This window comes from Paenibacillus sp. MMS20-IR301 (assembly GCF_032302195.1).
Taxonomy (GTDB): domain Bacteria; phylum Bacillota; class Bacilli; order Paenibacillales; family Paenibacillaceae; genus Paenibacillus_AQ.
Map to the genome: position 1 here is coordinate 2,453,760 of NZ_CP135275.1, position 24,374 is coordinate 2,478,133.

At 55.2% G+C, this 24,374-nt stretch carries 19 protein-coding genes; 1 reads left to right on the top strand and 18 read right to left on the bottom strand.

Annotated elements, in window-relative coordinates; translation table 11 throughout:
* Positions 1-45: 45 nt before the first annotated feature.
* From pknB to LOS79_RS10970, 13 genes are all read right to left on the bottom strand, one after another.
* Positions 46-2,271 (bottom strand): Stk1 family PASTA domain-containing Ser/Thr kinase, encoded by a 2,226-nt coding sequence (gene pknB, locus LOS79_RS10910; protein WP_315419288.1) that lies wholly within the window; start codon positions 2,269-2,271, stop codon positions 46-48.
* Entirely contained in the window at positions 2,268-3,044 is a 777-nt protein-coding gene (locus tag LOS79_RS10915) for a Stp1/IreP family PP2C-type Ser/Thr phosphatase (RefSeq protein WP_315419290.1), read from the bottom strand. The genes pknB and LOS79_RS10915 overlap by 4 nt, the downstream gene beginning before the upstream one ends.
* A 6-nt stretch (positions 3,045-3,050) precedes the next feature.
* Positions 3,051-4,091, bottom strand: coding sequence for a dual-specificity RNA methyltransferase RlmN (rlmN, locus tag LOS79_RS10920; RefSeq protein ID WP_315419292.1), 1,041 nt, complete (start codon positions 4,089-4,091; stop codon positions 3,051-3,053).
* 151 nt (positions 4,092-4,242) lie between these two features.
* On the bottom strand, positions 4,243-5,562 hold the full coding sequence (gene rsmB, locus LOS79_RS10925) for a 16S rRNA (cytosine(967)-C(5))-methyltransferase RsmB (RefSeq protein WP_397386790.1): 1,320 nt from the start codon (positions 5,560-5,562) through the stop codon (positions 4,243-4,245).
* A gap of 116 nt (positions 5,563-5,678) precedes the next feature.
* Positions 5,679-6,617, bottom strand: a complete 939-nt coding sequence (gene fmt, locus LOS79_RS10930; protein ID WP_315419296.1) for a methionyl-tRNA formyltransferase — start codon at positions 6,615-6,617, stop codon at positions 5,679-5,681.
* Positions 6,618-6,622: 5 nt separating this feature from the next.
* Positions 6,623-7,108 (bottom strand): peptide deformylase, encoded by a 486-nt coding sequence (gene def / locus LOS79_RS10935; RefSeq protein ID WP_315419298.1) that lies wholly within the window; start codon positions 7,106-7,108, stop codon positions 6,623-6,625.
* Between the two features lie 132 nt (positions 7,109-7,240).
* Positions 7,241-9,772 (bottom strand): primosomal protein N', encoded by a 2,532-nt coding sequence (gene priA / locus LOS79_RS10940; RefSeq protein ID WP_315419300.1) that lies wholly within the window; start codon positions 9,770-9,772, stop codon positions 7,241-7,243.
* Complete coding sequence (gene coaBC / locus LOS79_RS10945; protein ID WP_315419302.1) at positions 9,772-11,004, bottom strand: bifunctional phosphopantothenoylcysteine decarboxylase/phosphopantothenate--cysteine ligase CoaBC; 1,233 nt, start codon at positions 11,002-11,004, stop codon at positions 9,772-9,774. Before coaBC ends, priA begins: the two co-directional genes overlap by 1 nt.
* A gap of 243 nt (positions 11,005-11,247) precedes the next feature.
* Positions 11,248-11,448 (bottom strand): DNA-directed RNA polymerase subunit omega, encoded by a 201-nt coding sequence (gene rpoZ, locus LOS79_RS10950; RefSeq protein ID WP_315419306.1) that lies wholly within the window; start codon positions 11,446-11,448, stop codon positions 11,248-11,250.
* 54 nt (positions 11,449-11,502) lie between these two features.
* On the bottom strand, positions 11,503-12,072 hold the full coding sequence (gmk, locus tag LOS79_RS10955) for a guanylate kinase (RefSeq protein ID WP_315419309.1): 570 nt from the start codon (positions 12,070-12,072) through the stop codon (positions 11,503-11,505).
* Positions 12,073-12,090: 18 nt separating this feature from the next.
* The gene (gene remA, locus LOS79_RS10960; RefSeq protein WP_006209218.1) at positions 12,091-12,351 is read right to left on the bottom strand and encodes an extracellular matrix/biofilm regulator RemA; all 261 of its coding nucleotides are present in this window, start codon (positions 12,349-12,351) and stop codon (positions 12,091-12,093) included.
* A gap of 51 nt (positions 12,352-12,402) precedes the next feature.
* Positions 12,403-13,299, bottom strand: a complete 897-nt coding sequence (locus LOS79_RS10965; RefSeq protein WP_315419312.1) for a YicC/YloC family endoribonuclease — start codon at positions 13,297-13,299, stop codon at positions 12,403-12,405.
* Between the two features lie 38 nt (positions 13,300-13,337).
* Positions 13,338-15,212: a bifunctional homocysteine S-methyltransferase/methylenetetrahydrofolate reductase gene (locus LOS79_RS10970; RefSeq protein WP_315419315.1), complete on the bottom strand. Its 1,875-nt coding sequence runs from the start codon at positions 15,210-15,212 to the stop codon at positions 13,338-13,340.
* A gap of 164 nt (positions 15,213-15,376) precedes the next feature.
* Between LOS79_RS10970 and LOS79_RS10975 the strand changes: the two genes are divergently transcribed.
* On the top strand, positions 15,377-15,634 hold the full coding sequence (locus tag LOS79_RS10975; protein WP_315419317.1) for a hypothetical protein: 258 nt from the start codon (positions 15,377-15,379) through the stop codon (positions 15,632-15,634).
* Here the strand turns inward: LOS79_RS10975 and LOS79_RS10980 are convergent.
* The 5 genes from LOS79_RS10980 to LOS79_RS11000 form a co-directional block, all read right to left on the bottom strand.
* Positions 15,607-16,707 carry a GerAB/ArcD/ProY family transporter gene (locus tag LOS79_RS10980; RefSeq protein ID WP_315419320.1) on the bottom strand — a complete coding sequence of 367 codons (1,101 nt, stop codon included), beginning with the start codon at positions 16,705-16,707 and terminating at the stop codon, positions 15,607-15,609. The genes LOS79_RS10975 and LOS79_RS10980 overlap by 28 nt on opposite strands.
* A 61-nt stretch (positions 16,708-16,768) precedes the next feature.
* Entirely contained in the window at positions 16,769-17,974 is a 1,206-nt protein-coding gene (locus tag LOS79_RS10985; protein WP_315419323.1) for a Ger(x)C family spore germination protein, read from the bottom strand.
* A complete protein-coding gene (locus LOS79_RS10990; RefSeq protein ID WP_315419326.1) occupies positions 17,967-19,880 on the bottom strand; it encodes a spore germination protein in 1,914 nt (637 codons plus the stop codon). Before LOS79_RS10990 ends, LOS79_RS10985 begins: the two co-directional genes overlap by 8 nt.
* 520 nt (positions 19,881-20,400) lie before the next feature.
* Positions 20,401-21,237, bottom strand: coding sequence for a diaminopimelate epimerase (gene dapF / locus LOS79_RS10995; RefSeq protein ID WP_315419329.1), 837 nt, complete (start codon positions 21,235-21,237; stop codon positions 20,401-20,403).
* A gap of 243 nt (positions 21,238-21,480) precedes the next feature.
* Entirely contained in the window at positions 21,481-24,297 is a 2,817-nt protein-coding gene (locus LOS79_RS11000; RefSeq protein WP_315419332.1) for a calcium-translocating P-type ATPase, SERCA-type, read from the bottom strand.
* Between the last annotated feature and the right edge of the window lie 77 nt (positions 24,298-24,374).

A 24,374-nucleotide genomic window follows, 5' to 3' on the forward strand; every position in this document is an offset into this window, starting at 1 on the left:
AGCTGCCCCAGGTATCAACCGGGAGGCGGCATAGCTTATCTCTTCTTATTTATGGTTGCCTTTACCTTTAGCTTTACCCTTGCCGTTGTTGTTGCCATATCCGTTAGCGGCGGCGATCAGCTTGGTTTCGCTGCCCTGGCTTGGCACGAAGCCGGTAGCCGGCTCTTCCGTGCCGGTATCCCCGCCCTCACCGGAGCCCGGAGGCAGGATCTCAGGTTCAATTGTCGGCTCAACCGGAGGCTCCGTTGGCGTAACTGTCGGTGCCGGTGTCTGGGTCTGTACCGGAGGCTCCGGCACCTGCACATTGTTATTCTTCACATCTACATAAGTGACCGGGTATGTTTCCAGGAACTCTCCGTCACGGTAAACCGATACCATTCCGTCCTTATTCGGAGCAAGTACGAGATTTACAGACAGAATCTGGCTCTTGCCGATGGTCCGGGTGCCCCACTCCTGGTTCTCGCCTTCATTACGCGCATCTGCAAAAACAATCCGGATCTGGCTTCGCTTGCCGTCTGCTGCCGGTGCTACCGGTACAGGGAAGGTATATTCCAGCGCTTCCGGCGGATAACCTGTACTGAGATAAATCGTAATCTTCTCACCTGGAGGAACCAGATCACCTTTCTCATATGCCCATTGCTTCGTTACTTTGCCCTGTTCATAAGTGAAGCTCGGCTCTTCCTTGATCTCATCCAGTACCAGCCCGGCTTTCTCAATTGCAGCCTTCGCTTCCTTCTCGGTCATGCCGAGCAGTCCCGGCATCTCAATGCTTTCTTTTCCCTTACTGACGATCAGGTTAACTGTCACCGTCTCAGGATCAAATTCCGCGAGCGGGGCAGGCTCAGAGCTGATTACCTTGCCTGAGTCAAAGTCCTCGCTGAAGCGGGGATCCTGATTAATTCTGTCCCGGGCGATGCCCAGTGCAGCCAGTTCCTTGACCGCATCCTCATAGCTTTTACCCGAAACATCAGGAAGCTTAGGCAAGGTCTTGGCTGTGCCTACCGTAAGAATAATATGGGTTCCCTCTTTGACCATCGTATCTTTCTTGCTCTGCTCCCAGACGATGTTCTCTTCAACATTAGGGTTGTATTTCAGCACCGGCGGCTCCTCGGCAAGCAGGCCAACCTTTTCCAGTTCGGCCTTGGCCGCTTCAAAGGTAATACCGGTAACATCCGGCACCGCTACTTCGTCCACTGACAATTTGGAATTAAAATACCAGACTACTCCGGCCATAGCAATCAGCACGACCAGTGTAAGGCTGATCCACAGCACCGGCCGTCCCCATTTACGCTTGCCGGAAACAGGAGGAGGATCATCATCCACACTGCGCATACGGTCTTCTCCGCCGCTGCGGCTGCCCAGCCCGCGCTGAAGCGGTTTGATCGCGGGGATAATCCGCGTTCTGTCCTCATCATCATCATCATGGAATACCGCTTTGGCCTCGCTCCGCCGCTCAGGCAGCAGGCAGGTCTCCAGGTCCTGCAGCATCTGCTTGGCCGACTGATAACGTTCCTCCGGGTTCTTGCGCATCGATTTGAGAATTACATTCTCTACACTCTGCGGAATAAGCGGATTAATCAGGCGCGGCTCCTCGAATTCCTCCTGCAAATGCTTCAGCGCAACACTGATCGGACTTTCCCCCAGGAAAGGCAATACTCCGGTAAGCATCTGGTACAGCACAATACCCAGGGAATACAGGTCGGACTTCTCCCCTGTAGTCACCCCTTTGGCATGCTCCGGGGAGAAATAATGTACTGAACCGACCACAGACCCTGTCTGGGTAATAGTCGTCGATGTCACCGCCCGGGCAATTCCGAAATCTGTTACTTTCACCCGGCCGTTGCGGCCGATTAATATATTATGAGGTTTAATATCGCGGTGAATGATCTGGTTCTGGTGTGCATGGTCCAGCGCATCACAGATTTGCGAAGCAATCCGCACGGATTCATCGACCTGCAGCGGCGCCCGTTCTTTAATAATTTCATTCAGGTTCTTGCCTTCGACGTATTCCATCACAATGTAATGAACGTCCTCTTCCTGGCCGACATCATAAATGCTGACTACGTTCGGATGAGATAACGATGCGGCTGACTGCGCCTCCCGCCGGAAACGGCGGATGAATTCCTCATCATGCACAAATTGATTGCGCAGTACTTTGATAGCAACATTCCGGTTCAGCAAAATGTCATGGGCTCTGTATACCAGGGCCATGCCACCTCCGCCAATCCGTTCGATGACTTGGTAACGGCCGCCCAATTCGTGACCGATCATCTATCCCACTCCTTTGTCTCGGGCACTGCGGCCTCTCCTTGATGTTCTAACATAGCAACGCTGATATTATCGCTGCCGCCGGCAAGCAGTGCCAGCTGAAGTAATCGGTCCGCTCTTTCCTCGAGTGAAATCTCATGAATACCGGCTACCTTGCCCATATGCTCCCGGCTGATGAAGTTGCTGAGCCCGTCACTGCACAGCAGCAGAAGCTCGCGGGGAGCAAGCGCAACAGGGATCAGATCGGCAGATACCGCGGCATCCGTTCCCAGTGCTCTGGTCAGTACATTGCGGCGCGGGTGGCTGCCCAGCTCTTCCAGGCTGATCTGGCCGTTCTTGAACAGCTCATTGACCAGCGTATGGTCTTCGGTTAATTGTACTGCGGTACCGTCCTGAATGAGATAGGCTCTGCTGTCTCCGATGTGGCCGATAAATCCTGCTGACTCTTTGAGCAGTGCCGCTACGATGGTAGTCCCCATATTATGGTACTTCTCATCGCTCTGTGCCTCCTGGTGGACCGTGTGATTGGCCTCCATAATAGCGGCAGACAACGCTTCTCTCAGCTCCTCCTCCGGGAGGTCAGGCTGAAGTGTGTCCAGAATCCCGCGGACCGTCTCCAGCGCAAGCCTGCTCGCGGTATCGCCAGCCAAATGTCCCCCCATTCCGTCGGCGATAATGCCGAGGGTATAACCGTGGCGCGTGGCGCCGATCCAGACCGAATCCTCATTGACCGTACGTACCCGGCCAATGTCGCTGGCTTGAACTGTTCTGATCAAATATCCTCACCCCAACTCCATATGTTTGGCGCGCAGCTGTCCGCATGCGGCCGCAATATCATGGCCTTGTTCACGGCGGATCGTTACATTTACACCGTTGTCGGCCAGTATACGCTGAAATTCAAAGATATCATTGCGGGAAGTCCGTACATACTTGCGCTCAGGCACGTGGTTGACCGGAATCAGGTTGACATGGCAGAGCATGGTCTTAAGCACATCTGCCAGCTCCTGGGCATGCTCAGGCTGGTCATTCACGCCGCCGATAAGCGCGTATTCGAAACTGATCCGGCGGCCTGTTTTGGCCTGATAGTAACGTAAAGATTCAATCACATCATCAAAGGGATAACGGCGGTTAACCGGCATCAGCTTGGAGCGGAGCTTGTCATTAGGTGCATGAATCGAAATCGCCAGATTAATCTGCGTGTCTTCATCAGCGAACTTATAAATATTCGGTACGATGCCGCTGGTGGATACAGTAATATGGCGCTGGCCGATATTAAGGCCCTTCTCATGAATCATCAGGCGCAGGAATCTCATCGTTGCATCATAATTCTCAAACGGTTCGCCGGTACCCATAATGACTATGCTGCTTACGCGCTCACCCCGGGTATCCAGAATCTGCTGGGATCGGACGACCTGGGCAACAATCTCCCCGGCAGTCAAATCACGCTTCAGCCCGCCAAGTGTCGAAGCGCAGAACGTGCAGCCGATCCGGCAGCCTACCTGTGTGGTTACACATACGCTGTTGCCGTAATTATGCTTCATAATTACCGTCTCAATCGCATGGTCATCATGCAGGCCGAACAGGAACTTCACGGTGCCGTCTTTGGACTCAAGCTTCGTAATCTCAGTCAGTGCCGCAATCCGGAACTGGTCTGCAAGCTTAATGCGCAGTGCCTTGGAGAGGTTGCTCATCGATTCGAAGTCGTTGACACGCTTCACATACAGCCAGTCGAAAATCTGTCCGCCGCGAAAAGCCGGCTCGCCGTTATCCTTGGCCCACTGCTGCAACTCTTCTAAAGAAAAATCATATATTAAAGGTTTCATTGTTTTTTAGCACCTGTACTTTCTTAATTTATATGCGTATTATTTCTCATTCTTCCTATTTTAACACAAATATTAGAGACGGTAAAAGAAAAGCCCGCCGCGCAGGGGCTCTGCGGGCGGGAAGCTGTAATTCCTTACGCAAATCACTATATTACAAGAGTCGCTCTAACCGGGCAATATAGAAGCCGTCGCTGCCGAAATGCTGCGGAAGCAGCTGCATGCCTTCACCTGCGGCGATTGCAGTGCCTTCCAGCCGTTCCCAGGCGGCTGTCTTAAAGGTAACCGGTGCAAACCCGGGATTATCCGTCAGGAAACTGCTGATAATCCTGCTGTTCTCTTCCTGCTCGGTAGTGCAGGTGCTGTACACCAGCACACCGCCCGGCTTCAGCAGCCCGGAGACGGACTGCAGCAGCTCCCGCTGCAGCGCAGCGATGCCAGCCACATCCCCCGGCTGCTTCCGCCATTTGAGATCCGGCTTGCGGCGGATGACGCCTAACCCCGAGCAAGGCGCATCCAGCAGAATGCGGTCGAAGGATCCGGGCTGAAGCGCCTGGCTAAGCTCCAGTGCATCTCCGCTAGCCGTGGTAATGCACTCAAGTCCCAGGCGTGCCGCCTGATCCGTAATGAGCCCGGCCTTGTGCTCATGCAGGTCATTGGCCAGAATTGTGCCCTCATCCTTCATCAGCTCGCCCATGTGGGCGCTTTTGCCTCCCGGTGCTGCACAGCAGTCCAGCACCTTCATACCGGGCTCCGGGGCAACAACCTCCGCTACAAGCATGGAGCTCTCATCCTGGACGGACAGATAGCCGTCCTTATACCAGGAGGACAGCGCCAGATTGCCGCCGCCCCTGACAGTCAGCCCGAAGGGGCTGACCGCAGATTCAGCGGCATCCAGCCCGGCTGCAAGCATCTCGGCCAGCAATGCCGCACGGCTGATCATTGTCGTGTTCACACGGACACTGACCGCTGGCGGCTCATTGTTCGCGGCACACATGGCTTCTGCCGTGTCCGCGCCGTATTCCGCAGACCAGCGCTGCACCATCCACAGGGGATGGGAATGAAGAATAGAAATCCGCTCTTCACGGCCAAGGCCATCCGGCAGCACCGGCAGCTCTCCGGCCCGCAGCACACTGCGCAGCACGCCATTAACCATGCCGGAGATTCCCTGATGTCCGCGCTTTTTCGCTGTATTCACCGCTTCGTTCACCGCGGCATGCGAAGGAACCCGGTCCAGATACATGATCTGGTACAGGCTCAGGCGCAGCAGATTGCGTACCCAGGGCTCAAGCTTATGCAGCCCCTTGCTCACGAAGCTGCCCAGCACATAATCCAGCGTAATCATCCGCGAGAGGCTCCCGTAGACCAGCTCAGTAGCAAGTCCTGTATCCTCCCGGTTGAGACCCGCTTTCTGCAGGCTGCTGCCAAGCAGCAGATTGCTGTAAGCGCCTTGCTGCTCTACACGGACCAGCACATCAAGCGCTACCTCCCGGGCTGTAGCCGGTGCAGCAGGCTTATAACCTGCCTTGCTTTTCCCTTGACCGGCAGCAGCTCCCTTACGCGGTCCGCTGCCGCCCTTGCCGCCCGCGCTCAACCCAGCACCGTCCCGGCTGCAAGGCTCGCACCGCGGCTGAAGTCAGCCGCACTCATCGCTTTTTTCCCGGCAGGCTGTACCGTGGTCAGCAGGATCACTCCGTCTCCTGTCTTCACTTCCACACCTCTGCTACTTGCAGCCAGCACGGTACCCGGAGCGGCACTGCCGCCTGTACTGTGCGGATCAGGCTTCTCAGCCGCCCACACCTTAAAGGTCTCGCCTTCTAGCAAGGTGAATGCACCGGAGAACGGCACCAGACCGCGGATGCGGTTGTAGACCGCAACCGAGCCGGCCGTCCAGTCAATCCGCTCGTCGTCCCGGCTGAGATTAGGCGCATACGTAGCTTCGCTGTCATCCTGCACAGCCGCCTCTACACGTCCTGCTGCCAGGCGCGGCATTTCAGCCTTCAGCAGTTCCATTCCGGCAATACTAAGCTTCTCAAACATCGTGCCGGAAGTATCTTCGTCCTCGATCGGCACCTCTACCCTTGAGATCATGTCTCCGGTGTCCAGACCTTCCGCCATATACATCAGCGTAACGCCGGTAACTTGCTCACCGTTAATAATACTGCGCTGAATCGGGGCACCGCCGCGGTACTTCGGCAGCAGCGAGCCATGCACATTCACACAGCCGTTCTTCGGCATATCCAGCACACTTTTCGGCAGAATCTGACCATAAGCGGCTGTTACAATCAGATCCGGCTCATAGGCAGCCAGCTCAGCAACCGCTTCAGGACGGCGCATCCGCTCCGGCTGCAGCACCGGCAATCCAAGCTCAAGCGCAGCCTCCTTAACCGGAGACGGCACAAGCGTCTTCTTGCGGCCCTGCGGCCGGTCCGGCTGGGTAACAACAGCCGCTACCTCATAGCCTTCTTCCAGCAGCATCCGCAGGGAAGGCACCGCGAAAGCCGGGGTTCCCATGAACACTATCTTCATTTCATTCACTCCTCAGTTTCACTGCGTTCTGCTGTATACTCATATACCTTCTCGGCGATATCCGTAAACAGCACACCGTTCAGGTGGTCAATCTCATGCTGAAAGGCCCGGGCCAGCAGGCCGCTTCCGGTGATCGTTATTTCAGTGCCTTCACGGTCAAGGCCGCGCACCGTCACCGTCTCCGCACGGCGCACATCGCCGTTCAGGCCGGGAATGCTGAGGCAGCCTTCGGGTCCGAACTGCTCTCCGTCCATACTCACAATCTCGGGATTGATCATCTTGATCAGTCCATGCTCTTCGTCAGCATCCACAACGATCAGCCGTTTCAGGATACCGACCTGCGGTGCTGCCAGGCCGACACCTTCTGCGTCATACATGGTGTCCGCCATATCGTCGAGCAGCTTTTGTACATTCGGGGTAACCGTAGTTACCGTTTTCGCTTTCTTGTGCAGCACTTCATCCGGTTCTTTCACAATCAGCCTGATTGCCATTACAACAACACCATCCTTGTTCTTAACATGTCTATAGTATATGAAACGAAGAGCAGCCCTTCATTTCATAGTAAAGCTCCTGAATAATACTTTCAGCAGAAAACTCCTTACCCATTGTAACACGCCGGGAGATTACATCAACATCTGCGGATCAACATCGATGCTGATCTGCAGACCCTTATCCCGGACGGAATCCTCCAGCTCCTCGGCTGTCTTGCGGGCCAGACCGATGGCATCAATCGCCCCGCGCCATTTAATAATGCACTGGAATCTGTAGCGCCCCTTCAGGCGGGGCAGCGGCGAGGCCACCGGACCCAGCAGATCGAGCGCATCGGAGGAAAGCTTGTCCAGGCTGCCGTACCAGCGGAGCTGCCGGGCCTTGCCTTGAATACTAAGAGCATAATTCTCCGCAAGCTTCAGCAGCAGGGGAAGCTGCTCATGCGACAGAGTGACCAGAATAAGCCGGCAGTACGGCGGATAATGCAGCGCCTTGCGGTGCTTCAGCTCATCCCGTACGAAGGATCTGTAATCATGCCCGCTGGCATGAATGATGGAATAATGCTCCGGAGTATATGACTGCACGACCACCTCGCCGGGAAGCTGATGCCGTCCGGCCCGGCCTGCTACCTGCGTCAGCAGCTGGAAGGTTTTCTCGGCTGCCCGGAAGTCCGGCAGATTGAGCGCAGAATCCGCAGTGATTACACCGACAAGGGTAACATCCGGAAAGTCGAGGCCTTTGGCAACCATTTGTGTTCCAAGCAGCACATCAGCCTTCTTATCCCTGAACTGGTTAAGCAGCTTCTCATGCGAACCCTTCTCCGTAGTTGTATCCACATCCATACGGATTACGCGGATGCCGGGGAACAGCTTGCCCAGTTCCTCCTCCACCCGCTGCGTCCCCGTTCCGAAGAACCGGATATGCTCACTGCCGCATTCCGGGCATGTCTTCGGAGCCGGCTCGGCATGACCGCAGTAGTGACAGCGCAGATTGTCGCTGCGGCTGTGGTAGGTCAGCGAAATATCACATTCCGGGCAGCCGGCGACATATCCGCAGCTCCGGCACATGACAAAGGTGGAGAAGCCTCTGCGGTTCAGCAGCAGCACCGTCTGTTCCCCGCGCTCCAGTCTCGCCGCCAGTGCAGAATGCAGCCTGCGGCTGAACATGGAGCGGTTGCCCTCCTTCAGCTCCTCACGCATATCGACCACATCCACCTTCGGCAGCTCATTACCGAGCGCACGGGTCGGCATCTCGAGAAGTACAGGCGAGAAGTGAATATCGATCTGTGATTTTGCTGCATAGTAGCTTTCGAGCGACGGGGTGGCTGAACCCAGTATGACCACCGCTCCGCCCTGCTCTGCCCTGCGGACTGCTACATCCCGGGCATGGTATTTCGGATTCTCTTCCTGCTTATACGAGCCTTCATGCTCTTCGTCCATGATAATCAGCCCCAGATTGGCAAACGGGGCAAATACCGCCGAGCGCGCTCCAACTGCAACCATCGCTTTTCCTTCGCGGATTTTGCGCCATTCATCATAGCGCTCACCGACAGACAAGCGGCTGTGCATCACCGCCACGCCGCTCCCGAAGCGGCCCTTGAACCGCTCAACCATCTGCGGGGTCAGGGCAATTTCCGGTACAAGCACGACAGCCTGGCGGCCCTGCTCGATACAGCGCTGAATACACTGCAGGTAGATTTCCGTCTTCCCGCTGCCCGTAACACCATGCAGCAGAAACACCTCATGCATCTGCTGCTCCACGGCGCCTACAATCCGCTTATACACAATCTCCTGCTCCGCAGTCAGCGGCAGCGGAGCGGTTGGCTTGAAATCACGCCCGCGGTAAGGATCACGGTATACTTCAATTTCACTTATCTCGATATAGCCCTTATCCTCAAGCGCCTTCACCGTTCCGGCAGTGACCTGGAGAACTGCCAGCACATCCTTAAGCGGCATAGGCAGCATAGCTTCCATATCAATCAGGAAGGACAATACTTCCCGCTGGCGTGCCGAACGCGCCGGGAAGCCCGACAAGGATTCACGGGCAGCAGCAAGCCCAATCGCCAGATCAACGGCCTTCAGCTTTTTTTTGCCCAGCTTATCCTTGATGGACTGGCTCTCTGACAGCACCCCGCGCCGCAGCATGAACTTTACGGTCTCCGCTGCCTCCGGAAAGGTGCGGGTCAGCTGCTTCATCGTTACCTCGCCTTGACGTCTTACGAAGTCCGTAATTAACTGTTCTTCCGGGTCGGCTTCAAGGAACAAGGGAAATAGCCCGTCTCCCGATGCTGCCTCCTCCTCACCCGCATCCCCTAGCGAAATCAGCCGCTCCGCCTTGCCCTTAAGGGCAGTCGGAAGCATCGCCTGCAGGGCAGAAATCCGCCTGCAGGCATATCTTTGGCTCATCCAGTCGCCAAGCTCCACCAGCTCCGGGGAGAGGGGCGGAAGCAGATCCAGCACTTCTTCAACCGGCTTCATCCTCGAGACGCTGCCGGTCTCCCCCGATTCAAGAGAGACCACAAAGCCCTGCACCGTACGGGGGCCAAATGGAACTGCTACTCTGCTGCCTACCTCAATCCATAGTTTCAATGATTCCGGAATCAGATAATCAAACGGCCGGTCGGTGCTGCGCACAGGAACATCGACGATGACCTTGGCAATATCCATTATATTAAGGCTCCGCTGACACGCTCCGCAGCAAGCCGGAGCACCTGGCGTGCGACCTCATCCTTGGAGACGAGCGGAAGATCCAGCACCAGGCCTTCAGCATCATACACTGAGACTATATTGGTATCCGTACCGAACCCGGCACCCTCTACAGCAACATCATTAGCCACGATCAGATCCAGGTTTTTGCGGACCAGCTTATCCTTGGCGTAATATTCGGCATTCCCTGTTTCTGCGGCAAAGCCGATCAGGAACTGCCCATCTTTAATTTTGCCCAGACTCTCCAGTATATCTGTAGTTTTCACCAGTTCAAGCGTCATGGTGTCGCCGCTCTTTTTGATCTTGGAGCCTGCACTGTGCTTCGGCCGGTAATCGGCCACAGCCGCCGCCTTAACCAGGATGTCGCAATCCTTCCAGCGGGTCATGACCGCATCATACATCTCCTGTGCGGACTCCACACGAACCAGCGCAATACCGTTATCGCGCGGCGGCGCTTCATCGGTGCGTGCTGCAATCAGGGTAACCTCAGCCCCCATGTCACGGGCAGCACGGGCCAGGGCAAAGCCCATTTTGCCGGAGGAATCATTGGAAATATAACGGACAGGATCAATGCGTTCTACTGTTCCTCCAGCGGTAACAACAACCTTTTTACCTTGAAGGGGACCCGGCTGCTTGTCCGGCTGCAACGCAAAAAAATTCTCCACTACCTTCACAATTGTCTCCGGCTCCTCAAGCCGCCCTTTGCCTACATAACCGCAGGCCAGCAGCCCTTCCCCCGGCTCGATAAAATGAACTCCCCGCTTATAAAGGGTATCCATATTGGCAAGCACAGCCGGATGCTGGTACATATGCACGTTCATTGCAGGTGCGACCATAATAGGCGCCGTGACAGCAAGCAGTGTGGTAGAGAGCATATCGTCAGCCAGGCCGTGTGCCATTTTGGCGATCATATTGGCGGTAGCCGGGGCAATCAGGACGAGATCGGCGGAATCCGCCAGATCGATATGCGAGATGGACGACGGGTCACGCTCCTGAAAGGTATCACTGTACACCCGCTGCTTGGACAATGACTGGAGCGTCAGCTCCGTAATGAACTCCTTGGCCGACGACGTCATGATTACATGCACCGCAGCCCCCTTCTGGGTAAGCTTGCTGGTCAATGCCGCCGCCTTATAAGCTGCAATTCCGCCTGTCACCCCAAGAATAATGGATTTCCCCTGTAAGCTCTTCAATTTGAACTCCCCCCTGTTCCTTATCCGTACCCACTCTAAATGCAGATATGAAAAGAAAAGATGAAAATCTTCATTTCCTCTTATAAATAGAGAAAAAAATAACAACCTTCCGGTTGTCAGGAACAGCCCGGTACGGGCCATTAATACTTCAGTTACGGCAGTGCCTGGCAGAAATGGTTCTGCCGACCTTATTCAAGGGCGGCACCATTTCAGCTGTAAGCCTTAAAACAGGATCACCTGAGACTATTCTTCGCCGCGGGTTACCACAATACGGTCTTCATAAATCTCTTCGAGCGCAACACCGACAAACTTATGCGATCTTGGAGCTTTAATATCGGTTTTTCCGCCTTCACGGAGCGCTCTAGCCCGTCGGGCTGAAGCGACAACCAGGGAATACTTGCTATCAACCTTGGTCATCATTTCGTCAATGGATGGATATAGCATGTAAGGCACCTCTTCATCTTTTACTGTAAATCTGGGCAAGTCCTGTATAATCTGTTATCTCACCTTACAATGTTCGGCGATAATAATACTTTCTATTCGCTTGCAGGCCAGATCGATCTCATCGTTCACAACTGCATAATCATAATGACGGATCAGGCCAATCTCATCTTCAGCGACAGACATCCGGTGATTGATCACATCAGGATGCTCCGTGCCGCGTCCGCGGATGCGGTCCTTCAGCTCGTCCATGGACGGAGGCAGCAGGAACACAAAGATTCCTTCGGGGAATTTCTCTTTGACTTTGAGCGCACCCTGAACCTCGATCTCCAGAATGATATCTCTTCCGCTCTCAAGTGTCCGCTCCACAAAGTCACGCGGAGTACCGTAGTAATTGCCTACGTACTCTGCATATTCAAGCAGCTGGTCAGCTTCAATCATCTCAGCAAACTGCTCTCTGGATTTGAAGAAATAGTTGACTCCGTTCTCTTCGCCTTCACGCGGTGAACGCGTAGTGGCAGAGACAGAATAGACGAGTTCAGGCATCTTCGGCCGCAGCGCCGTGCATACCGTACCTTTGCCGACACCGGAAGGGCCGGATAATATAATCAGCAATCCTTTTGACATAATACACTCCATTTGTTGTTATTCGTCGTTATCGTCATCTTTGCTGGACAGGCGGTGAGCCACGGTCTCCGGCTGAACCGCCGAGAGAATGACATGATCACTGTCTGTAATGATGACGGCCCGCGTCCGTCTGCCGTAAGTGGCGTCGATCAGCATGTGCCGGTCTCTGGCTTCCTGAATGATCCGTTTGATCGGTGCAGATTCCGGGCTGACAATGGAAATAATGCGGTTGGCCGACACGATATTTCCAAAGCCGATGTTGATTAGTTTGATTGCCATGTTCCGGTTGTTCCCCCCATAAGTAACATCTTGGCTTGCTTCAGGTCTCTGTTATTCTAAATTCGCCGCCTGCTCGCGTATCTTCTCAAGCTCTGCCTTCATATCAAGCGTAAGATTCACGATATTCAGATGATTGCACTTCATCCCGATAGTGTTCGTCTCCCGGTTCATCTCCTGAACGAGAAAATCCAGCTTGCGTCCTGCCGGCTCACTGTCCAGCAGAATTGCCCTGCATTGTCCCAGGTGACTGTGCAGACGGGTCAGCTCTTCATCTATATTGCAGCGGTCGGCAAATACAGCCAGTTCCATGCCGAATTTATGCTCGTCCCAAGGAAAGCTTCCGTCATTAAGTCCGCCAAGCCGCTGCCGCAGCTTCTCGCGGTATTCACTAACAACCAGGGGAGCAAACCCGGAAATTCCGGCATGCAGCTCTTCCAGATGATCCAGCCGGCGTGACAGATCGGCAGCCAGAACCCTGCCCTCACGGGCGCGCATCTCCAGTAAACCCTCAAGGCTGGCTTTCAGGCCCTGCTCCAGAAGTGCGGCAAGCTCTCCCGACATATCCGCAGCAGCAGGGTTAGCATCTTCCTTCAATTCCATAACCCCGGGCATAGAAAGTATATCACGGAGAGTCAACTCTCCCTTGAAACCGTACTTCAGGCGGAGCATCTCCGCTGACTCCAGATAGGAATTCACCATACCCATGTTCAGCGCATGACCATCAGCCGCCCCGTCAGTGAGCTCTCTATTAATGATGATATCTACCCGTCCCCGTTTGATATGCTGCTGCGCGAGCCGCCGCAGCATATCCTCATAACCTGACCAATCCCGGGGCATCCGCAGCACAACTTCGCAGTACCGGTTATTCACCGATTTGACTTCGAACGTAATCTTGTGTCCACCGAATTGCAGGGATGACTGACCGTATCCGGTCATACTAAATGACAACGGAATCACATCCATTACACTATTGTAATTGATTCTTACTAGCGAAACAAGGGGGACAATTTGCGCCCCTGCTTGGCCCAGATATACTCCAGCAGCTGTACGCTCATATCATAGAACATAAACGGAGTGATCAGATAAATGCCGTTAAAATGTGCTATTGCCGCATCCAGCAGCTCCTTCGCGATCAATACGCCTTCCGCCCGTCCCGCTTCACCCTCCAGTCCCTGCATCCGGCTGCGCACCTCGGCGGAAAGCTGGATACCCGGAACCTCGTTATGCAGATATTCGGCATTGCGGCCGCTCGCAAGCGGCATAATACCGATGAAGATCGGAATATTGAGATGCTCAGTGGCTTTGGCTATGCGGGCAATCAGCTCAGGATCGTATACCGGCTGGGTCATAATATAATCCGCACCTGAAGCGATCTTCTTCTCCAGCCGCTCCACTGCCTTATCCAGATGCTTGACATTGGGATTAAAGGCGGCGCCGATGACGAACCTGGCCTTCTGCTTAAGCGGTTTGCCCGAGAAGGCAACCCCGTCATTCAGCTGTCTGATCATGCGGATAATTTCGAATGAGGTCAGATCGTAAATGGAGCTTGAGCCAGGCAGATCGCCGAACCGGGCCGGATCGCCGGTTACGGCGAGGACATGGTCTATACCCAGGGCATCGAAGCCCATCAAATGCGATTGTGTCCCGATCAGATTGCGGTCCCGGCAGGCAATGTGCACCAGCGGCCGCAGCCCGGTACGGGCCTGAACCAGATGTCCGAGCGCCATGTTGCTCATCCGGGTGACAGCCAGCGAGTTATCCGCCAGCGTCAGCGCATCAGCGCCGGCTCTGCGCAGCGCCTCCGCCCCCTGCATGAACTTCGCAATATCCAGATCCCGCGGCGGATCGAGCTCCACAATCACGGTATGCCGTTCCTTAACCAGATCCACAAGCGTCGGCTCTCCGCCGCCCTGCCCGGCATCTTCAGCGAGATGCTCATGCACTGTAATCCGTTCCGCCGCCTTGGATTCAACAGGCTCAGGAAGCGGAAGCACCTCGTAGCCCTTAAGCGCAGCGGAGATCTCCGCAATATGGCGCGGGGTTGTCCCGCAGCAGCCGCCGATGATCCGGCTGCCCATATCCGCGAAGACCGGGGCCATCTGGCCGAAATATTCAGGCGACGCCCCATAGCGGTACTGGCCGTCAACGTAATCCGCCACACCGGCATTCGGATAGATGGACACGGGAAGCACAAGACGCCCCTGAAGCGTACCCAGCGCCCGCTTGATCCCGTTAGGTCCGGTATTACAGTTGAAGCCGATGACATCTGCCCCGTCCTGCTCCAGAATGCGGAAGGCTTCCGGCAGGGTGAGCCCGTCCAGCGTACGGGCGGAATCATCCACTGCCAGCTGGCAGATCACAGGCAGCCCGCTCAGCTTGCGCACCGTTCTTAAGGCAAGATGCAGCTCCTCCACATCATAGAAGGTCTCCAGCATAATGCCGTCCGGCTGCTCTTCCAGCAGCGCAGCTATCTGCTGGGAGAAGAATCTTTTCAGTTCTGCCGAAGACAGGTTGGCCCGCTTGCCGGCACGGATAGAACCTACAGCCCCGACAACATATCCCTGCTCACCCGCGGCACGCCGGGCAATCCGGATTCCCGCACGGTTGATCTCGGCAACCTTGGATTCCAGTCCGAATTTGGACAGCTTATCATAGTTCGCAGAATAAGTATTACTCTCCAGCAGAACAGCACCAGCCTCGATGTAGCTCCGGTGTACATCCTCAATAACCTCCGGAGAGGTCAAATTCAATTCCTCGTAAGAGATACCGACCGGGAAGCCCTTTTGATATAAAAAGGTTCCCATCGCTCCGTCTCCGACCAATACGTTATTCTCCCATGCAGAGCGCAAATCCGGCTTCACCGCAAGAACCTCCCCTTGTGTGGCATTAGTTTCATACTAATGTAACATAAAACGGGATGGATGATAAGCTTTCACCGGGAAATGAGGCTGGTGCCTCCGCTGCCTTGCATGCCTGCGGGGAAAATGATTCATACTACTCCTAATTCTTGCAAAGGAGCCTCAAAATGAAGAAAAAAACAAGAAAGCTGCTGCTGCGCAAATACGCGGTCATTCTGCTGTTGTCCCTGTTCTCCCTGCTGTATCTGTATCTGGGGGACTGGCTGTTCGGCTACGGCCTTGGTAACATCAGCTATATCGTCGATTATCTGCTGTATACAGCTTCCGAGAAGCTCGCCGCGGCCGTTCTGGTGCTGTGCCTGCTGGTGCCGGATGCCGTGTACTGGATTCGCGGAAGTCAGCCGGGCCGCGGAGCGGAGAAATGAGCGCGGACCGCGGCGACAATAATCAATACGGCAGGAATGACCAGCATGAAGAACGGGTACACCGTATACAGCAGCGCCCCGCCTTCATCCAGATGCTCAGTGAAGCTGCGTGCATCCAGCATGGAGGTGAAAAGAATGATGAGCGCGCAAGGATAGAGCATTCTCCGGTAGGATATCCTGAACAGCTCGGAGATACCAATCAGCGCAGCAGCGAAGAACACAGCCATTTTGAAAAACACCCCGATGATCAGCACCATCACCACAAAGATATCCACCCGCTGGATGAAATCCGAAATCGAAATCTTGCTGATCGTCGGCATCAGCGGCAGCGGGGAACGCTCGACGATGTCTGCTCCCAGTACAGAAATATTAAGCGCCATAGTAAAGCTGAGCAGAACTGCCGAGAAGAGCATGGCGGCAGCGATGACCCAGGGCCCTTTTTTCACATCCGGCAAATAGGGCATCAGCATCGTGAAACACACCATCTCCCCAAAAGGGAACATATAATTCTGATGCGCCACCGAGGCAAGCACCGGCTGCAGGCCATCCCCCAGCACAGGCAGCAGCCTGTTCAGATTAATCGAGCCGGAGAGCATCAGCATAATGGTCCCGAACAGCCCTATCAGCATGACTACCAGCGCGAATACCATCGAGGTTCTGCCCAGCACCTCCACACCCTTATGCAGCACGTAAGCTCCCGAGAGCAGCATCAGGGTACTGAGAATGAACAGCGGGGTGTTATGCATGGTAGCCATAGCGAGCATAGTACTGCCGTCGCGCAGATCCCGGGCGGCCAGATTAATGTACAGTATAATGTAAGCTAAACCGACCGGAGCACCGATGTATTTGCCGAGCAGCTTGCGGGTATATGCGGTAAAGGGAAGGTCCGGATGCTTCCGGTACAGGTAGGCATAACCCGTAAAGACAATCAGACCGGCAGCACAGCCGAGCAGTATAGATATCCAGGCATCCCTGCCTGAACTCATCCCCAGATTCACCACCAGCGCCGTCCCCAGCTCAAACAGCACCGTCAGGCAAAAAAACTCGCCCAGTCCGAATTTAACAGTACCCATTCTGAACACCTCCAGGGAATTATAATACAGATTTGTGCAGATCCATTATTGAAGCGGCTGGTTAGTTGATCTGAAAAGAGTTGCTGCGCATATCCGTGTGCCGGATGACCGCATCTGCTTCGAATTTAAGCTCACAGCGGGCAAAAACTTCCTCCCAATGGTTCTTTATCTGCTTCCAGCCGCGCGGATTGCTCCGCTGCATTGCCTGCCCGAAGCCGAGATAATCGCTGTTAAACTCCCGGGCTGTAGTTACCGCCAATCTGATCTGCTTCACCGTCTCCCCGGTAAGCTGCTCCGACAAATCTTCAAGCACCTCCGGGGAGGTGAGATCCAGGGAATTGGGCGACTCCTTCACAGCAGCCTGCTGCCTGATTCTGATGGTAATAACGGGATGCTCGGGATCGGCAGACTCCACCTTCAGCGATACCTGCGACTGATACACATTGAAGGCAATATATCCGCCCTCACTGTGTTTAATCAGGACGGGGAACTGTTTGGTTTTGTTATGCAAAAGAACCGTACCCAGCGCAGCGTCGCCATCCAGCCAGCCCTTCATCTTATCATCCTTGAACGCGGCAAACCCTGATATCCGTAAAATGCTCTTCGGTTCAATACTCTTCAGATTGTCATTGGTATCCGCCTGTTTCCGGCTTCCGGACGTAAACACCCCGTTAATAATCGGCCCTCCCCCTCTCAGCTGAATGCCTCTGATCACATCATCCACTTCCATCCGGAAGTTATAGCCGAATTGCTTGGAACTCGTTTCCAGCTTTTCTACCAGGTCGTTGGCAGGGATCTTACTGAACACCGTCATCGTGGACATCAGTGTAAGCGCCGGCTGGCCCCTCGATATAAAGATCAGGCTGGTGAGCCTGGTGTCACTTTCGCGCTCCAGGACATCCAGAATGTCCTTGATTCCCTCACGGGCAAACTCCTCGGAGATGACCAGCACCCGCACATGCCCCAGCGACAGGAAACGCGCCGTCTGCCGCGAGGCGTTGGCCAGCGCCTCAAACATAGTCCGTCCCGTGCCTGTGTAGAGGGCAACCGGCGAGATTCCCCGGGTGTTCTCCCCGGAGATTTCTTCAGCGACGATGACCTGAAAAGACAGCCTGAACTTCTCGGCCTCTGTCTCCCCCCTGTCAATCGCTACACCGGAGACAATTGCCCGGCGGTTCAGCTCCACACTGTCCCAGCAGCCGGTCAGCAGCAATAGCTGGACAAGAGCCAGCAGTATCCCGGAGAGCTTAAACGGTTTATTATTCATTCGTTTCATGGTCTTCACCTTCAGCCTGCTGCCCTGCAGCGGAATTGTTCTTCAGAATAAGCGGGGACAGCTGCTCGTCATACCCTGTAGTGACCCGCATGTATTCAGGCATCTCCGCACGTATCTGCTGCGGGGATTTGCCGGATCCCATCACCCAGAGCGGCAGCCGCAGAAGGGTATCCTTCTGCCCCTTGACCGAGAGCGGCACAAACGGGGAGAGATACGGAATTCCGAACGAACGCAGGCTGTTCATATGTGCTACCAGCACGATCAGTCCCAGTGTAATCCCGTAGAAGCCGAACATACTGCCCAGTACTACGAAGGCGAAGCGGATAATTCTGCCGGCAATCGCCATGTTATACGCCGGAATGGCGAAGCTGGCAATCCCGGTCAGCGCTACAACAATAACTATGATTGGGGTGATGATCCCCGCCTCCACAACAGCTGTTCCCAGAATCAGCGCTCCGACTACAGATACTGTCTGCCCGATTACGCGAGGCATCCGCACCCCTGCTTCACGCAGAATCTCGAAGGCGGTTTCCATCAGCAGCACCTCGACAAAAGCCGGAAACGGTACATTCTCCCGCTGCGAGAGCAGATTAATCAGCAGCGTCGTCGGAATCATTTCATAATGATATGTAGTCAGTGCAATATATACAGACGGTCCCAGAAGCAGGACGATAAAGCTCATATACCGGACCAACCGCATCAGGATGGCAATATCGAACCGCTGGGAATAGTCCTCGGCAGACTGGAAAAACTGCGTAAATACCGCCGGAAGAATCAGCACAAACGGTGTCCCGTCAACAATAACAACCGCCCTGCCCTCCAGCAGATTCCCGGCAGCCACATCAGGCCGCTCCGTATTATAGATGGTCGGAAACGGCGTGAACGTCTTATCCTGAATCAGTTCTTCAATAAAACCAGACTCGAGCACTTCGTCGATGGATATCTTCCGGAGCCGGTCCCTGACCTCCTGAACGAGCTCCTCCCCGGCGATCCCTTTCATATACATCAGCGCTACATGAGTCTGCGTCTCTGTGCCGACCTTCATGTATTCAAGATGCAGCTTGGGCGATTTGATCCTCCGCCGGATCAGCGCAATATTCGTCGCTGCCGATTCCACGAAGCCGTCCTTCGAACCGCGGACCACCAGCTGCGAGGTCGGCTCGCTGACTGCACGCTGCTCCCCGCCCCTCGTCTCACAGATGATGGCCGTTCTGTAGCCCTCCAGCAGTATCGCCGTGTCCCCTGAGAGAATGGCCAGCATCATCTCCTTCCACTCCTCTATGAGCACCGCATCCCCGATTTCCAGGGCACGGCTTAAGAGAAGCTGCGGAAGCGGGGGCAGTTGCAGAGCTTCGGCTTCCGCGGCAGCAGCGTCAATTGCTGCGGCGGGGCGGATGCCTGGGGTAACGCTGGTGTCACCGGCGATAGGAGCGCCGGGGGCTGCTGCGGCCGGCTCGGCGGTGGGAGATGCGGCGGCTCGGGCGACATCGCCGGGGACGGCGGGTGGACCGGCACCGGGACGGGTGGCAGGTGCGGCGGTGTGACATGTACGTGAATACCCGGCAGATGCAGATTTAGCCGATCCTCTTCCTGTTCTGCCGTCTGCAATGTCCGCAAACAGCTCCTCTGTATTGGCTAGCAACGAGCCCATAACAAATTCGTTGACCGCTACAGTATCAGCCAGCCCGCTAAGATGGACGGCCGCCGCCTCGATCCGGAGTTCTCCTCCAATCAGGATGCGGCGGATCTTGAGGTCCGGGCTGCCGCCCAGCTCAGACTGAATATAGCTCAGGCTCTGGGCGACGGTATCGGCCAGGCATGGGACAATGCGAACGGGTTGTTCTCCCGGCACCTCAGTTCCTGTTGCCTGTGCATTTCTCTTTGTCATCGACTTCATACATGCCACCTCCTCCCCTGTTTATGCAGAGTCCTATTATTCGCGGATAACCTTACCATTATTCGGATAACCTTCCACTCTGTCACCTAAACTGCCTACTTTGCACCGGGCTTAGTCTCATGCAACTCACTTTCAGCCTCAGTAACGGGATTTTTCACTCTAATCTCCTCGTACAGCCCGATTTCCGCCTCAGTAATGGGATTTTTCACACTAATTTCCTCCTACAGCCCGATTTCAGCCTCAGTAACGGGATTTTTCACTCTAATTTACTCGTACAGCCCAATTTCCGCCTCAGCAACGGGATTTTTCACACTAATTTCACACGTACAGCCCGATTTCCGCCTCAGTAACGGGATCTCCGCATCCGGATTACAGGGATCAAGACAACCCCCGAGCAAGCAGCAGCTCCTTAAGAAGTTTCTTTTCCTTCCCAGCACAAAATGCCCCGCAAGCTCGCAGCTTGCGGGGCACCCATGCAAAACATAAGTTATCTTACTAAAGTAGTGTGATCGAGCCTCTTTTATACATCCACCGAACCGGTGTACACTACCTGTGCAGGACCGGTCATGTAGACATGATTGTCTGCCTCATTCCACTCGATATACAGGTCGCCGCCCTTCAGGCTGATTACAGCCGAGCGGTCGGTCACACCGTTCAGCACCGAGGAGACCAGCGTAGCACAGGCTCCGGTTCCGCAGGCCAGCGTAGGTCCGGCGCCGCGCTCCCAGACGCGCATATCCACATGTCCGCGGTCAATTACAGTGGCGAACTCCACATTGACTTTGCGCGGAAAGAGCGGATGCACCTCAAGCTTCGGCCCCCAGGTGCCAAGATCGAAGGATACCGCATCGTCGACATAAATAACTGCGTGCGGATTGCCCATGGAAACTGCCGTAAACTTGAATTCAGTCCCGTCCGCTTCAATCGGCTGATCCAGTACCGGCTCGGCATCGATAGCTACCGGGATCTGCAGGCCTGACAGCACCGGCTCACCCATATCCACCGTAACCGTCTCTACCACACCGTCTTTAACTTTTAACGATACCTTCTGCTCACCGGCGCCGATCGTCTCAATAACAATCTGCTCCGACTCGACCAGTCCGTGCTCATATACATATTTGGATACGCAGCGGATGGCGTTGCCGCATTGCTCAGCCTCCGAGCCGTCGGAGTTCATGATGCGCATCATATAATCACCGCGCTGCGAAGGCAGAATGTACACCAGACCGTCAGCGCCGATGCCGAAGAACCGGTTGCACAGGGTAACCGCCAGCTCTGAGGCATTGGCCGGCAGCTCCTCTTCACCGAATACGATAATAAAATCATTGCCTAAGCCATGCATTTTTGTAAATTCCATTGGACCGTCCACTCCTAATGTTTTGTCAGCATTCACTACTTCCGAATCCGCTTCGTACAAAACTTGCTTCGAAAGCATACGCTTAGTTTTGTCAGCATCTACTACTTCCGAATCCGCTTCGTTCAAAACTTGCTCCGGAAGCATACGCTTAGTTTTGTCAGCATTCACCAGCTCATTCAAGCATAAGCCAAGCTGCCCAGTGAAACCAGCATACCTTATAGGAGTGGAACTTTGCTATTGATTTTATGCCGAAAACTTTGTACTTTTTATCATTTGCTGTCCGCCGCTGCGCATGCGGTTGCGGTTCTTCTTGCCGCCCCAGACACTGCCCGCCCCCATCACGAATGTAGGGACACCGGCCATAACCAGCACAAGGCACCATTCACGGAAGCTGAGCGGAACGGTCTTGAAGACCGGCTGCAAGAGCGGAATATACATGACTGCCAGCATCAGTATCACGGAGGACAGGACGGCGAGTACCAGATATTTGTTCTGGAACGGGTTACGGTGGAATACCGAGCGTGAGCTGCGGCAGTCGAAGACATGGATCAGCTGGGCCATAACCAGTGTGGCAAAAGCAACCGACTGTGCGCGGATCAGCTGCCCGGCATCATGCGGGGCAATCCGTAGGGTCAGCCAGAATGCGGCGAGTGTGCAGAGGCCGATCAGCAGTCCGCGGCTGACGATTTTCCAGCCCAGGCGGCGGGCAAAAATATTCTCCTTCGCACCGCGCGGCTTGTGCTCCATTAAATCCTTCTCCGGCTGGTCTACGCCAAGCGCCATGGCCGGCAGCCCATCCGTCACCAGATTGACCCAGAGGATCTGGATCGGCACCAGCGGCAGCGGCAGGCCCAGCATCATGGCGAAGAACATCGTCAGAATCTCACCGACATTCGAGGCCAGCAGATAGCGGATGAACTTGCGGATGTTCTCATAGATATTCCGGCCTTCTTCGATGGCTGCAACAATCGTCGAGAAATTATCATCGCCGAGAACAAGCGCCGAGGCTTCTTTAGTGACGTCAGTTCCGGTGATCCCCATTGAAATTCCGATATCCGCCGCCTTGATCGCCGGCGCATCATTAACCCCGTCACCGGTCATCGCCACCACATGGCCGTGGCGCTGCAGCGACTTGACAATGCGCAGCTTATGCTCCGGAGATACCCGGGCGTAGACATACACGCTGTCGGAGACCTTATCGAGCGCATCATCATCCATCCGGGTCAGCTGGCTGCCGGTCAGGACCGTGCCGCCCCGCTGCAGAATCCCGAGCTGATGGGCGATCGCCTCCGCGGTTGTACCGTGATCGCCGGTAATCATCACGGTTTTGATGCCTGCCCGGCGGGTCACCTGGATTGCATCGCGCACTTCCCGGCGCGGCGGGTCAATCATGCCTGTAAGTCCGGCGAAGACGAGCTGGCATTCCACTTCCTTCTCACTACCGGCGGCTTCTCCGGAGCGGATATCGCGGTAAGCCATCCCCAGCACGCGCAGCGCACCGGAGGCCATTTCTTCATTGGCATCAAGCACTTTCTGGCGCAAGGTCGGCGTTAACGGCACCACTCCGCCTTCCCATAGCATGTATGTGCAGCAGTTCAGCAGCACATCCGGCGCCCCTTTAGTGCAGATCATCCGTCCGCCGGGATGGCTGACGATGACTGACATCAGCTTGCGTTCAGAGTCAAAAGGAAACTCTGTATCCCTGGTAAAGGTTACGGCAAGTGTACTTGCCGATAAGCCCATTTTGGCAGACAGGGCTACCAGCGCACCTTCAGTCGGATCGCCCTTCAACTCCCAGACGGATGCTGTACCCGCAGCAGGATCCGTATCGGTACCTTTTCCTTTTTTCTTGCCGCGTGTATCCGTAACGGTCTCTACAATTTCCGCATTGCTGCACAGTGCGCCTACCTGCAGCATCCGCCGTAGGCTCTGGTCGTTTTTCAGATCAACAGGCTTGCCCTTCTGGAGTACATGTCCGGTGGGAGCATACCCTTCTCCGGTTACCTCAAGGCTCCGTCCGGCACTCCAGAGCCGCGTCACCGTCATTTTATTCTGTGTCAGCGTTCCCGTCTTATCAGAGCAGATAACCGAAGCACACCCAAGCGTCTCTACCGACGGCAGCTTGCGGACAATCGCCTTGCGCTTGATCATCCGCTGGACACCGAGCGCCAGGGCTATGGTTACAATGGCCGGAAGGCCTTCCGGAATCGCCGCAACAGCCAGGCTCACACCAGCCAGGAACATGGCTGTCGCCGGCTGCCCGTGCAGAATACCGGCAATGACAACGACGATGGTAAGTCCTAAAGAGACATAGATCAGAATCTTGCCCAGCTGTTCCAGCCGGTGCTGCAGCGGCGTTTCCTGCGCTTCTGTATTCTGGATCAGATCGGCAATCTTGCCCATTTCCGTATCCATACCGGTACGGACCACCACTGCCCGGCCGGTCCCGCGGGTGACCATCGTGCCCATGAAACCGATATTTTTCTGATCGCCCAGCGGGATCTCTTCGGACCTGATAGCCTGTGCATGCTTCGAGACCGGCAGGGATTCACCCGTCAGTGCCGACTCCTCGGCATAAAGCGCGCTGCACTGCAGCCAGCGTACATCTGCAGGAATCCGGTCCCCGCTCTCCAGCAGGACAATGTCACCGGGCACCAGCATTCTGGCCGGGATATTCTCCTGCTTGCCCCCGCGCAGCACCTTGGCCGTAGGCGCAGAGAGCTGCTTAAGCGCCCGGAGTGAACGCTCGGCGCGGAATTCCTGGACGAAGCCGAGTATCCCGTTAAGCAGAATAATAGCGATAATCGTAATGGCATCCAGATACTCCCCGAGGAGGCCTGATACCAGTGTTGCACCCATCAGCACCAGCACCATGAAATCCTTGAACTGATTGAGCAGCAGCATCACTGGCGATACTTTTTTCCCTTCCGACAGCTCATTGAACCCGCTCTCTTTGCGTCTTTCCGCAGCAGCCTCCGCACTCAGACCCGCGCCCGGCTGGACGCCGAACATCTCCTGCAGCTCCTCTGCACCGAGCTGGTGCCAACTTTTTTGTTCCATGTCTTATCTTTCCCCTCCCGGTCGTTTCTTGACTTCCGGCGGCGCACAGCTTTTCCACCTGTTTAGTCCAAAGTGTA

What these genes read in the sequence shown, in the direction of transcription:
- LOS79_RS10985 (WP_315419323.1), bottom strand. Translation starts at nt 17,974, where the DNA reads ATGAATAATAAACCGTTTAAGCTCTCCGGGATACTGCTGGCTCTTGTC.
- LOS79_RS10990 (WP_315419326.1), bottom strand. Translation starts at nt 19,880, where the DNA reads ATGAAGTCGATGACAAAGAGAAATGCACAGGCAACAGGAACTGAGGTG.
- priA (WP_315419300.1), bottom strand. Translation starts at nt 9,772, where the DNA reads ATGGATATTGCCAAGGTCATCGTCGATGTTCCTGTGCGCAGCACCGAC.
- LOS79_RS10980 (WP_315419320.1), bottom strand. Translation starts at nt 16,707, where the DNA reads ATGGGTACTGTTAAATTCGGACTGGGCGAGTTTTTTTGCCTGACGGTG.
- fmt (WP_315419296.1), bottom strand. Translation starts at nt 6,617, where the DNA reads ATGAAGATAGTGTTCATGGGAACCCCGGCTTTCGCGGTGCCTTCCCTG.
- LOS79_RS10975 (WP_315419317.1), top strand. Translation starts at nt 15,377, where the DNA reads ATGAAGAAAAAAACAAGAAAGCTGCTGCTGCGCAAATACGCGGTCATT.
- pknB (WP_315419288.1), bottom strand. Translation starts at nt 2,271, where the DNA reads ATGATCGGTCACGAATTGGGCGGCCGTTACCAAGTCATCGAACGGATT.
- rlmN (WP_315419292.1), bottom strand. Translation starts at nt 4,091, where the DNA reads ATGAAACCTTTAATATATGATTTTTCTTTAGAAGAGTTGCAGCAGTGG.
- gmk (WP_315419309.1), bottom strand. Translation starts at nt 12,072, where the DNA reads ATGTCAAAAGGATTGCTGATTATATTATCCGGCCCTTCCGGTGTCGGC.
- rpoZ (WP_315419306.1), bottom strand. Translation starts at nt 11,448, where the DNA reads ATGCTATATCCATCCATTGACGAAATGATGACCAAGGTTGATAGCAAG.
- remA (WP_006209218.1), bottom strand. Translation starts at nt 12,351, where the DNA reads ATGGCAATCAAACTAATCAACATCGGCTTTGGAAATATCGTGTCGGCC.
- LOS79_RS11000 (WP_315419332.1), bottom strand. Translation starts at nt 24,297, where the DNA reads ATGGAACAAAAAAGTTGGCACCAGCTCGGTGCAGAGGAGCTGCAGGAG.
- dapF (WP_315419329.1), bottom strand. Translation starts at nt 21,237, where the DNA reads ATGGAATTTACAAAAATGCATGGCTTAGGCAATGATTTTATTATCGTA.
- def (WP_315419298.1), bottom strand. Translation starts at nt 7,108, where the DNA reads ATGGCAATCAGGCTGATTGTGAAAGAACCGGATGAAGTGCTGCACAAG.